Below are 11,781 nucleotides of genomic sequence, written 5' to 3'. Positions count from 1 at the left end.
GTATCAAGAAGAAGGCCGCCTCCCGCGCAAGCGGAAGGCGGCCCAGGCTCAGGGGGAGTTAGAAGGAGTAGCGCAGACCGACCTGGAAACTGCGGGTCGGCAGGTAAACCTCGGTGCCCGCGCCGTAGCGCGCGCTATTGAAGCCTGTGTCGAAGGATTTGTAGTTGGTGAAGTTGAAGATGTTGATCGCGTCGGCGATCAACTCAACCCGCTGTCCGCCGAAGACGTCGAAGCCCTTGGTCAGGCGAAGATCGATCTGGCGGTAGGCGAAATTCAGCCCCGGCAGGAAGGCGCGCTTTTCCGGATTGCCCGCGTTCCAGCAGATATTGGGGCCGGTGCTCGGCGCACTGGGGCAGTCGTTGATGTTATAGGGCAGGCCCGAACCTAGGGTGACGATGCCCGACAACAGGAAGTCGGCGGGTAGGCCCAGGGTGCCGGACGCCACAATCCGGTGACGTTCATCCGTAGACGAACGATATTCAGGCGACAGCTCTGGCGTGTTGTAGTCGAAGTCAAATGCGCCGTAGCCGTTGTCGCGGCTGCCGTTCTGGGTCGCATCCATGTAGGTATAGGCGAGGTTGAAGCCCCAGCGATCTGCAGAGTTATACGGCTTGTCAGCGGTCAGATAGATCGCCTTGTAATCCCGCTCCTTGTCCGTGTTCTGGAAGAAGATCGTGTTGCGGAACTGAGAATAGCCGACCGAAGTCGGGCTAGGCCCGTTAAATCGGCCACCTGTCTCGGTCAGTGCGTTGGCGATGTACCAGGCCGACTCTCCCTCGGTATGACCGGCGGCGAAGGTCAAAGCGGTCTGCCAGCGTCCAAACTTCTGACGCACGCCGATATTGAATTGGTCGGTGCGAGGCGGCTCGAAATCGTTCTTGACCAAGAAGACTTCCCCAGCTCCGGGGCTGGCGGCCAGCAGAGGATCCAGGCCTTCAGGGGTCAGATACGCAGGGTTCCAGGCGATCGTTTCCTGTCCGCCGGCTGGACCACCGGTGTTGGAGAAGTAGATGGTCTTGTTGAACTGGAACGGCTTGAATCGTTCATCAAAGGCGAAGTTGAAGCCAATACGGTCGTAATAGCGGCCGGCGCCGCCGAAGATCACCGTCTGCTCGTCGCCAAACACGTCATACGAGAAGCCGAAGCGCGGTTGGAACGCCCCCTTGAAAGCCTTGCGATCGCCGTCCGACACGTAGTCCGACGGGTTGAAATAGGAGGGGAAATCGTAGTTCGGCAGGTTCTGGATCGCCGCCAGCATGTCCCGAATGGAGTCAGGCGTACGGTAGTCATTGTTAACGGCGTTGTCTTCGTAGTCCCAACGGATGCCGAGGTTGATTTCCAGCTTGTCCGTAATCTGCCAGTCGTCCTGTATATATAGACCCAGGACGTTGTTATCGACATCGGCCGGCGGGACGGCGACGCCCAGGTTCACGGCGACGGGGACCGTTCGGCTGCCGTTGATCTCGGAGCGGCCCTCGATGTCGTAGATGAAGGTCGGATTGCGTCCGAAATCCTTCTGTACGAAGTAGTTCTGCATCGAATATTTCGCACCCATCTTGATGGTGTGCATACCCATCCATTCCAGGTCCGGAATAGTCAGGTCGTTGCGGATCGTCGTGCTCTTCTGCTCCAGGAATTGGGCGTCAGCCCGCCCGCCAGCCGTGAAGACCGTGGAGTCGCGGTTATTGACGTTGTACTGGAATCCAAGCGTGCTTGGATCATCCTGATCGTCGGGAACATCATCGCGGAAGATGACGTACTCTCGGCCATAGTCCGAGCCATTGATCACAGACTGTTCGTAGCTCGACTTCAGATAATCAATCGAGAACTCGTTCAGGAAGTGCGTGCCTTGGAACTGGTGGCGCAGATTGAAGGCCTGGGTTTCCCCATTGTTGCGGGCCGCACGGCTGGGCGCGTTCTGGCCGCCGGCGCCGCGGATGTCCTCTTCCGTCTTGTACTCGGTGCTGAGTTCGACGCGCTGACGATCATCGACCTGCCACGACAGCTTGCCGAAGAAGACGTCCTGTTCATAAGGCGTCGAGACGGTGCCTAGATCGCCCGCGAAGAAGTCGTTGTACTCTGTGCGGTTCAGGAAGGACTGAGAGATGCGGTCCTCATCCTTGCGCTCATAGGCGCCGAAGAAATGCAGCCGATCCTGGATGATCGGACCGCCCAGGCTGGCGCCGTACTGCAAGCGCTTGACCGGGGCCTTCTCGGCGCCGCGGCGCTCGGAAATCTCATCCTGAGCAACCCAGTCCGGGTCTTGATAGAAGACGAAGGCGTCGCCGTGGAACTCGTTGGTGCCCGAGCGGGTCACGGCGGTGATGATGGCCGAACCGGCCTGTTCATACTCGGCCTTGAAGTTCTGGCTGATGACGCGGAACTCCTGCACGGCGCCCTGCGGGAAGGGCGTGCCGCGGCTGTCGTCCTGGCCGGCGACGCCGCCGTCGTTGATCAGAGACTTGCGGTTCTGGCCATCGATGAAGACGTTGATGGCCTGGGCCGTCTGGCCGCCGGCCGAGATGGTCCGTTCCGTGTCGTCCTCAGTCACGCGCAGGCCGGGCGCCAGGGCGGCGAAGTTCAGGAAGTTACGGCTGATCTGCGGCAGGTTGTTGATCTGCTGCTGGGTGACGTTGGTTGCGACCTCTGGCGTGCGCACTTCGAACACCCGACGGCCGGTGACGACGATGTCGCCCAGTTCGGTCGCGCCCGAATCCGATGCAGCGGTGGTCGGCGCGGCTACGTCCAGGTTCAGCGTACCGACCTGTCCCAGCGAAAGGGTGACCGTCTCTTCAGCAGTTTGACCATCGTCGCTGGTCACTTGGACGCGATAGGTGCCTGGGCGCAGCCCTGAGAAGACGTAACGGCCGTCCGCTCCGATACGGGCGCGAGTGACATAGCCGGTCGAAACCTCAGTCGCGGTGACGGCGCCGCCAGCTTCGGCGGTCGGTCCGTCATATACGGCGCCACGAAGCGTGGTGGTGGCGTTTTGCGCCGTCGCCGCGCCGGCGAAGCCTGCGGTGATGGCGAAGGCGGATACGGCGGCCAGGGCCGCGCTACGCGTATTGAACTTGATCATCCTGATGTCCCCTCCTGATGGGTCCGATTCACGACAGCGACGCCGCCGTCTGATCGGGGTTTGACCCGGCGGTTGCGGCCGCCGCGGTGGATTGACGAACGACCAGGGCCGGTCGAACGATTTCACAAGCGGTGTCCGCCTCGGCGTTCGCGCCGGCCTGGACCAGGCCGATGAGGCGTTCGACGCCCCGGCGGCCCATTTCCGCAATATTCACTCTGAGCGTGGTCAGCGTCGGCCGGACCAGGGCGGCCAGCGGCACGTCGTCGAAGCCGACCACCGCCACGTCCTCGGGGCAGCGCACGCCCGCCTCCTGGAAGGCCAGCAGGGCGCCCAGGGCCATCATGTCATTGGCCGCGAACACCGCGTCCGGGCGCTGGTCCAGCGCCATCAACTGTGTGGCGGCGCGATGCCCGGCGGCCTGGGTAAAGTCGCCCTCGACGATGATCGGGTCCTGGCCGACCAGGGCGCTGGCGTAGCCTTCGGCGCGAATATCGGCTTCCAGGTTGCCGGCGGCGCCCCGGATATGGGCGATGCGGCGACGACCGGTGGCGATCAGATGTTCGACCGCCGCCACGGCGCCCCCGTGGTTGTCCACAGCGATCGCCGGCCGGCCGCCCTCGTCCAGACCGCCGTTCATGACCAGCACCGGAGTCCGGCCCGCCACGTCGGCGGCCAGATTGGCGGCCCGCACATGGGGCGACAGCACGATCATGCCGTCGACCCGGCCCCGCATCGACCGCAGCGCCGCCATGGTCTCTTCGGTGTCGCCGTGGGAGCTGGAGACGATCAGGTGCTTGCCGTGCGCCCGCGCGGCCAGGTCCATGCCGCGGATCAGTTCGGAGAAGAACTCGCCGTACAGGTCCGGCAGGATGACCCCGATGGTGTCCGTCCGGCTGGTGGACAGGCTGCGCGCCCCGACATGGGGGACGTAGTGAAGATGCGCGACCGCATCCAGCACCCGCTGGCGCGTGGTTTCGGTGATGGCGTCCGACCCGTTCAGCACGCGCGACACCGAGGCCACGGACACCTTGGCCCGTTCGGCGACGTCGCGGATCGTGGCGGCCTTGGCGGCGGGCGCACGTCCGTTCACGGCTGATGAGGCGGCGATATCCAAGTGTTTCCCTCTGAGCGTCATCGCGCCAGCCTTCTTGTCGAAGGTCTGTCGATAACCTGATGTAATCGGTTACATGACACAGGAGCAATGTCGGCCGCAAGCGGCGCAATGTCGCTTTGTGTCGATTTCTGGCCCGCCGGCGCCCGCGCCTCGCCTGATGACCACCGGATCGAGCGGCGTCCGCCCCAAAGGCGCTGAATGACCGTCAAATGGATTCAGCGGTTGATAACTACTACATATAGTGGCGCGCCTTGATGGATCGCCGTAATCTGGTGGCAGGCTTACCGGGAGATGCGGCCCATGCGCTTTCAATCCGGCTTCGTGGATCTGGCCCGCCGGGTCACGATGGAGACCCGCGCTGTCGAGCGCGCCGCCACAGTCCAGGAGATCACGGCGCCGGCCGCATGGTCGGACGCCCGGATCGAATCCTGGCTGGACTGGAGCGAATCCCTGGTCCCCGACCTGTCCCCGACCGGCGGCTGGCTGAACGGCGCCGTCGACGCCTGGGCCGAACGCCTGGCCGGCCGGGGCCTGGCCGAGGGCGTCTTCACCGATCGGGCCGAGGCCTATGTCTTCGCCGCCGAACTGGCCGCCACCATTCAACTGGGCCTGGCCACGCCTGTGGGCGCGCCCGAGGCTGGCGCAGGCTCCGCCGACATTCTCGACCTGTCCGATCCCGCCGCGCCGGCGCATCTGGCCGAACACCGCGCCGACCGCATGACCGCCCGACTGGCGCTGCAGTCGGCCGAGGCCCTGGCCGACGCCCTGTGCGCCGTCGCCGACGCCGTGGACCGTTGCGAGGGGCCGGACGGCCACTGCGCCGACCCGTCGCGCAACCCCGCCCTGGGCCGCGCCGCCGCCACCGCGCGGCGTCGCGGCGCCACCGACGCCGACATCCTGCGCGCCGTCGATGGCGAACGTCCGGCCCTGGCCCTGCGCCCCTTCCACGAAACCCCGCCCCTGATCGCCCTGGCCGACAGCACCCAGATCGCCGCCGGCGCGCCCGAGGCCCTTCTGGCCGCCGAATCGGCTCTGGACGGCGGCCTGATCGCGATCTTCTCTCCCCGCGACGCCGAAGCCCTGGCCGAGGGCGCGGTCGGTCGCGCCCTGCTGGACCTGTCCGCCGTCGCCGCCCTGGACGGCGGGACCTTCGACCGCCTGCCGGATCTGGTGCGTCTGTGGACCGTGGCCCTGGATCTTCAGGCCGCGAGCGTCGCCATTTCCCTGGGACTGGAGGGCCTTTCGGCCGCCCTGATCCCGGCCGGCGGCGATCTGGCCGCCCGGGCCGAGGCCCTGGCGGGCCTGACAGCGGTGGTGGCGGCTCAGACCTCGGTGGAACTGGCCCAGTTGCGTGGCCCCTGCGCCGAATGGGACGCCCTGAAGAGCCAGGTCGCCGACGCTGACCGCGCCCGCCGCGCCCGCCTGAAGTCCAATCCGGATCCTCTCGCCGCCGTCGCCCTGAAGCGGATCGGCAAGCTCGGCGCGCCCCGGCGTCATGCAACCGTCGGCCTGTTCATGGACGACGCCGAGGCCCGGCTGCGACTGGGCCTCGGCGGCCCTTCGGTCATTGATGTCTTCCAGACCGCCGACGGCCAGATCGGCCGTCGCCTGGCCGCACCCCTGGCCGCCGCCCTGGCCCGCACGGGCGGCGACGTCCAGGCGGCCGAGCGCCGGCTGTTCGGCCGTCGCACCCTGGTCGAGGCGCCGGGCGTCGATCACGCCGCCCTGCGCGCCTTCGGCTTCACCGACATCGAACTGGCCGCCGTCGAACAGGCCCTGGCCGGGGCCGACGGCTTCGACGCCGTCTTCACCGCCCCGGTGCTGGACCCCGGCTTCATCCGCGACGTCCTGGGGCTGGAAGACGGCGACGGCCCGTTGCTGAACCTGCTGGGCGTGCCCGAAGAGGCCGAGTTCGCGGCGGCGCGCTGGGTCTTCGGCCACGGCGATCTGACGGATTGGGCCGAGGCGCCCGCCGCCGTCGCCGCCCTGCTGGCCGATCCCGCAGGCGTCGAGGCCGACCTGCGCCGCGCCGTCGAACCGTTCAGCGACGCGCCGGACACGGCCGTGGACCTTCTGGACTGGCGCGCCACCGCCGCCCAGGCCGCCCGTCGTCTGGCCCAGGCCGCCGCCGAGGGCCGCCGCGCGGTGCGGCTGCGTCGCGCGCCTCCGCCCCCAGGCCCCTTGCTGACCCTGCCGAAAACCGATGCGGCTCCACGCCTCGAAACGCCCCGCCCCGCTCCCACGCCCGCCCCGCAGGAGCGCGTCGTCGAACGGGTGGTCGAACGCGAGCGCGCCCGCCGCAAACTGCCCGACCGGCGCAAGGGCTATATCCAGAAGGCGGCCGTCGGCGGGCACAAGGTCTATATCCACACCGGCGAATACGACGACGGCGAACTGGGCGAGATCTTCATCGACATGCACAAGGAAGGCGCCGCCTTCCGAAGCCTGATGAACAATTTCGCCATAGCCATCTCGATCGGGCTTCAGTACGGTGTGCCGCTGGACGAGTTCGTCGACGCCTTCGTCTTCACCCGGTTCGAGCCGGCGGGGCGGGTCACGGGCAATGACTCGATCCGCTCGGCCACCTCGATCCTGGACTATATCTTCCGCGAGTTGGGCGTCTCATATCTGGACCGCCACGAACTGGCCAACGCCGGCCCCGATGAGTTGAACGCCGACGGTCTGGGTCACGGCAAGGCGGAGGGGGGAGAGGCCGTCCCCGCCGCCCGTTTCATCTCGAAGGGCTTCGCCCGCGGTTCCGCGCCCGACAATCTGGTGGTCCTGCCCTTCGGCAAGAAAGCCGAGCCTGAACCGAAGGTCGTCGCCAACACCGAGGCCGTCGCCTGTCCGTCCTGCGGCGATTTCAGCCTGCAGAATCGCGGCGGCGTCTGGGTCTGCGACACCTGCGGCGACGCCCGGGCGGTTCACGGCGGCGATCAGGGCTAAGTTAACGGCTGGGCTCTAGAGTGCCGCCACGCGACGTTTTCGCTGGAGCGACCCCATGTCCCGCCTGACTGCCCTGTCCATCGCCGTCGCCGTATTTGCGACCGCCGCCACCCCTGCCCTGGCGCAGAACGCCAGCCAGATCGCCAGCGTGAAACGCGGCGCATCCTGCGCCGGCTGCAACCTGTTCCAGGGTGATTTCTCCGGTCTTGAGGCGCGCGGCCTGAACCTGTCCGGCGCGCGCCTGCGCCAGGCGGACCTCAGCCTCAGCGTGATGAACCGCACCCGTTTCTCCAACGCCGACATGCGCGACGTCGAGGCCTACGGCGGGGTCTTCTCCAGTTCCAACTTCTCGGGCGCAGACCTGACCAACGCCAGCTTCGTCGGCGCCTATCTGCAAGGCGCGAACTTCGCGGGCGCAAAGCTGATCGGGACCAACCTGTCCGGCGCCGACCTGTCGCGCGCCGCCGGATTGACCCAGGGTCAGCTGAACCGCGCCTGCGGCGACGGCTCGACCATTCTGTCCGGAAACCTACGTATTCCCGCCTGCTGACGGCCATCCGTCTTGCCGGGATTTAACGAAATTACCTCGATTTAAGTAGGTATGGCCGGTGTTTCGGGGCATTCAGACTGCGTGAAACAGATCGCCCGCCCAACCCCCATCCGATTGAAATCCGCGCTGATCGCGGCGGCGGGCCTGATGCTCGCCACCCCCGCCTTCGCCGGGATCGAGATGACGGTCCAGGATCGCGACGTGGCCCGGTCGGTGTCCCTGGGCGGTTCGTGCAATCGCTGCGAACTGTCGGGCCGAAACCTGTCGGGCGCCACCTTCACCGGCGCCAGCTTCATGAACGCCACCCTGGTCGGCGCCAATCTGCGCGGCGCGGAAATGGTCGGCTCCAACTTCACCGGCAGCGACTTCAGTCGCGCCAATCTGACGGGGGTCGAGATCGTCGGGGCCAACTTCACCTCGACCAATTTCACCGGCGCCGTCCTGACGGGGGCCGAGGCCCAGGGCTCGTCCTTCGTGCGCGCCAACCTGTCGCGGGCCGACCTGTCGGGGGCCGAACTGCACGGCGTGAACTTCAACGGCGCGACCCTGGCGGGCGCGAATTTCTCGAACAGCGAACTGTTCGGCGCCACCCTGGCCAATGTCCACGCCATCGGCGCAAACTTCTCCGACGCCGAGATCAACGCCTCCAACCTGTCCGGCGGCGACTTCTCGAACGCCTCCTTCCGTGACGCCAGCCTGGACGGCGCCCGTCTGACCGGGGCGACCTTCACCCGCGCCGACTTCAACGACGCCTCGCTGCGCCGCACAGACATCCGGGGCGCCGACCTGTCCGGGGCGCGCAACCTGACCCAGGATCAGGTCAGCGAGGCCTGCGGCGACGGCGCCACCCGCCTGCCCGGTCGTCTGACGCCCCAGGCCTGTCGCGGAACCATCCGGGTGATCCGCACCCCGCCTGCACCGCCGGCTCCCCCGGCCGTGCGCCACTTCGTGTCCGCCGAACACTGAACAGCAAAAAGGGGACGCCGCAGCGTCCCCTTCTTCGTTTCGGCGATCAGGCGTGGCCGATCAGACCTTGATCGGCACGGCCGTGCGGATGTGGACGTCCTTCAACTGGCGTTCCTCCGCCTCGGTCGGGGCGTTCATCAGCAGATCCTCGCCCTGCTGGTTCAGCGGGAAGGCGATGACCTCGCGGATGGCCGTCTCGCCGGCAAGCAGCATGACGATGCGGTCGATGCCGGGGGCCAGGCCGCCGTGCGGCGGCGCGCCGTAGCGGAAGGCGTTCAGCATGCCGCCGAACTGCTCCTCAACCACAGACGCGTCGTAGCCGGCGATCTCGAAGGCCTTCAGCATGATCTCGGCCTTGTGGTTCCGGATCGCGCCCGAGCACAGCTCATAGCCGTTGCAGACGATGTCGTACTGGAAGGCGCGGATGGTCAGCGGATCCTGGGTCTCCAGGGCCTCCAGCCCGCCCTGCGGCATCGAGAAGGGGTTGTGGCTGAAGTCGACCTTCTTCTCTTCTTCCGACCATTCGAACATCGGGAAGTCGACGATCCAGCAGAATTTGAACTGGTTCTCGTCGATCAGCTTCAGCTCCGTGCCCACGCGGGTGCGGGCCAGGCCGGCGAACTTGGCGAAGACCGACGGCAGACCGGCAGTGAAGAAGGCGGCGTCGCCCTTGCCCAGACCCAGCGAGGCCATCAAGGTCTCGGTCGGCTCCTGACCCAGGTTCTTGGCGATGGGGCCGCCCCAGGCGCCCTGGTCCTCCGACCAGAAGATATAGCCCAGCCCCGGCTGGCCCTCGCCCTGCGCCCAGGAGTTCATACGGTCGCAGAAGGCGCGCGATCCGCCGGTCGGCGCCGGGATGGCCCAGACGGCGTTCTTCTCGTCCGCGCCCAGGATCTTGGCGAACAGGCCGAAACCGCCGTCGCGGAAGTGGTCGGAGACGACCTGCATCTTGATCGGGTTGCGCAGGTCCGGCTTGTCCGAACCATACCAGGCCATCGACTGGGCGTAGGTCAGGCGCTCGAAGCCCTTGTGCTCGAACGTTTCGCCGAAGTCGTTGGTGAAGGTGTGGACGCCGTCGATGGGCGACACCGGCTTGCCCTCGCCGAACTCCTCAAACACGCCGTGCATCAGCGGCTCGATGGCGGCGAAGACGTCTTCCTGGGTCACGAAGCTCATCTCGACGTCGAGCTGGTAGAATTCCAGCGAACGGTCGGCGCGCAGGTCCTCATCGCGGAAGCAGGGGGCGATCTGGAAATAGCGGTCGAAGCCCGAGACCATCAGCAGTTGCTTGAACTGCTGCGGCGCCTGCGGCAGCGCATAGAACTTGCCCGGGTGCAGACGCGACGGCACCAGGAAGTCGCGCGCGCCTTCCGGCGACGAGGCGGTCAGGATCGGCGTCTGGTATTCCAGGAAGCCCTGGGCGACCATGCGCTGGCGGATCGAGGAGATGACCCTGGAGCGCAGGACGATGTTCTTGTGCAGCCGCTCGCGACGCAGGTCGAGGAAGCGGTTGGCGAGGCGGATGTCTTCCGGATACTCCTGATCGCCAAAGACCGGCATCGGCAGTTCGGCGGCTTCCGACAGGACCTCGACGCCCTGGACGCGAACCTCGACCTCGCCGGTCGGCAGGTTCGGGTTCACCACCCCCGCCTCGCGCGCGACGACTTCACCGTCGATCTTGATCACGCTTTCGGCGCGCAGACGTTCGACCGCCGCGAAGCCCGGCGTCTCCGGGTGCAGCACCAGTTGCGTCAGGCCGTAGTGGTCGCGCAGATCGATGAACAACAGGCCGCCGTGATCGCGCTTCCGATGCACCCAGCCGGACAGGCGGACGGCGGAACCGGCGTCGGAGGCGCGCAGGGCGCCGCAGGTGTGAGAGCGATAGGCGTGCATGAATGGACCGTCTGGAATTCTGCGGTGGAATCTGACGCCTCAGGCGCCTGAAATCGAAGCGGCGTAGGGCGCATTATCCCCCCCGAAAGTCAAGGTTTCAGCCGTTGCAAACCCCGCCTCGCCGCGCGATAGCGGTTCCAGTCACCGCGCAAGGCTGCCCATGTTCATCGTCACCATCACCTACACCCAGCCCATCGAAGCCATCGAGGCGAAGACGGTGGAGCATCGCGAATGGCTGGACATCCATGTCGCCAGCGGCCTGATCATCGCCGCCGGCCCCATGGTTCCGCGCACCGGCGGCATACTCGTTGTCCGCAGCGGGGGCACGAAAGAAGAGCTCGAGACCCTGCTGAAGGACGATCCTTTCCAGGTCCACGGCCTAGCCGACTACAGGATCACCGAGTTCAAGGCAGGCAAGTTCAACCCCGCCCTGACCGAATTCGCCTGATTCCGTCCACAGGGCGGGCCTTCGCTCCCCTGTACCAACAGGATGCGCCTGCGCAGTTCGTCTCCGCCTCTGCTATGACAGGCTCATGCCCGCGCAGAGCGCCATGATCCGACCGAACGCCGAACAGCTGCGTCTGCCGCTGGAACGCCCGCTTGCGGGCGAGGCCTTTGTGTCGTCGGACAGCAACGCCGAGGCCGTCCGCGTATTGTCGCGCTGGCCGGACGGCGCCGGTTCGGTCCTGGCCCTTTACGGACCGGCGGGTTCGGGCAAGAGCCGGCTGGCCGCCGACTGGGCCGAACGGGTCGGGGCCGTGCCGCTGAACGGCGTCGAGGCGGCCCTGGTCGATCCGCTGGAGCTGGAAGGGCGGCCGGTCCTGCTGGATCGCGCGCGCGATGCGGACGACGAGAGCCTGTTTCACCTGATCAATCTGGCCCATACGGGCGGCGGCGCCCTGCTGCTGGTGTCGCGCGCGGCCCCGCGGAACTGGTCCGTCGCCCTGCCCGATCTGCGCTCACGCCTGGACGCGGTCCGGACCGTCGCCGTCGAGGCGCCGGACGACCGGGTCCTGTCCGCCATTCTGCGCGCCCGGTTCGCCGAGCGCAGCATCGCCCCGACCGACGAGGTGATCGCCTATCTGGTGCGGCGGCTGGACCGTTCCGCCGACACTGCGGCGACTGCGGTCGAACGTCTGGACGCCCTGCACCGCCCCGTCACCCGAGCCCTGGCCCGGCAGGTGCTGGACGAAATGAGCGCCGCCGTCGAGGTCGAGACCGACTGAGGGCCGG

General features: G+C 66.9%; 8 protein-coding genes. 5 read left to right on the top strand and 3 right to left on the bottom strand.

Annotated elements, in window-relative coordinates; all coding sequences use genetic code 11:
* Positions 1 to 58: 58 nt before the first annotated feature.
* A complete protein-coding gene (locus tag AC1RSI_RS15925; RefSeq protein ID WP_291753017.1) occupies positions 59 to 3,079 on the bottom strand; it encodes a TonB-dependent receptor in 3,021 nt (1,006 codons plus the stop codon).
* Between the two features lie 28 nt (positions 3,080 to 3,107).
* On the bottom strand, positions 3,108 to 4,193 hold the full coding sequence (locus AC1RSI_RS15920; protein WP_230307637.1) for a LacI family DNA-binding transcriptional regulator: 1,086 nt from the start codon (positions 4,191 to 4,193) through the stop codon (positions 3,108 to 3,110).
* A 300-nt stretch (positions 4,194 to 4,493) separates the two neighbouring features.
* On the opposite strand from AC1RSI_RS15920, the gene AC1RSI_RS15915 reads away from it, so the two are divergent.
* The 3 genes from AC1RSI_RS15915 to AC1RSI_RS15905 all read left to right on the top strand — a co-directional run bounded on the left by AC1RSI_RS15915 (position 4,494) and on the right by AC1RSI_RS15905 (position 8,655).
* Positions 4,494 to 7,139, top strand: coding sequence for a TSCPD domain-containing protein (locus AC1RSI_RS15915; RefSeq protein WP_154726264.1), 2,646 nt, complete (start codon positions 4,494 to 4,496; stop codon positions 7,137 to 7,139).
* Positions 7,140 to 7,194: 55 nt separating this feature from the next.
* A complete protein-coding gene (locus tag AC1RSI_RS15910) occupies positions 7,195 to 7,689 on the top strand; it encodes a pentapeptide repeat-containing protein (RefSeq protein WP_154726265.1) in 495 nt (164 codons plus the stop codon).
* Between the two features lie 147 nt (positions 7,690 to 7,836).
* Positions 7,837 to 8,655 carry a pentapeptide repeat-containing protein gene (locus tag AC1RSI_RS15905; protein ID WP_154726275.1) on the top strand — a complete coding sequence of 273 codons (819 nt, stop codon included), beginning with the start codon at positions 7,837 to 7,839 and terminating at the stop codon, positions 8,653 to 8,655.
* Between the two features lie 60 nt (positions 8,656 to 8,715).
* Here the strand turns inward: AC1RSI_RS15905 and aspS are convergent, their stop codons facing one another.
* The gene (aspS, locus tag AC1RSI_RS15900; RefSeq protein WP_154726266.1) at positions 8,716 to 10,548 is read right to left on the bottom strand and encodes an aspartate--tRNA ligase; all 1,833 of its coding nucleotides are present in this window, start codon (positions 10,546 to 10,548) and stop codon (positions 8,716 to 8,718) included.
* Between the two features lie 160 nt (positions 10,549 to 10,708).
* On the opposite strand from aspS, the gene AC1RSI_RS15895 reads away from it, so the two are divergent.
* A complete protein-coding gene (locus tag AC1RSI_RS15895; protein WP_154726267.1) occupies positions 10,709 to 10,996 on the top strand; it encodes a YciI family protein in 288 nt (95 codons plus the stop codon).
* Between the two features lie 85 nt (positions 10,997 to 11,081).
* Positions 11,082 to 11,774, top strand: coding sequence for a P-loop NTPase family protein (locus tag AC1RSI_RS15890; RefSeq protein ID WP_050771611.1), 693 nt, complete (start codon positions 11,082 to 11,084; stop codon positions 11,772 to 11,774).
* Positions 11,775 to 11,781 lie beyond the last annotated feature (7 nt).

The organism is Brevundimonas sp. GW821-FHT10E09 (assembly GCF_058809375.1).
The sequence above is the reverse complement of the archived record's forward strand: the minus strand, read 5'-3'. Positions and strand labels throughout refer to the sequence as shown.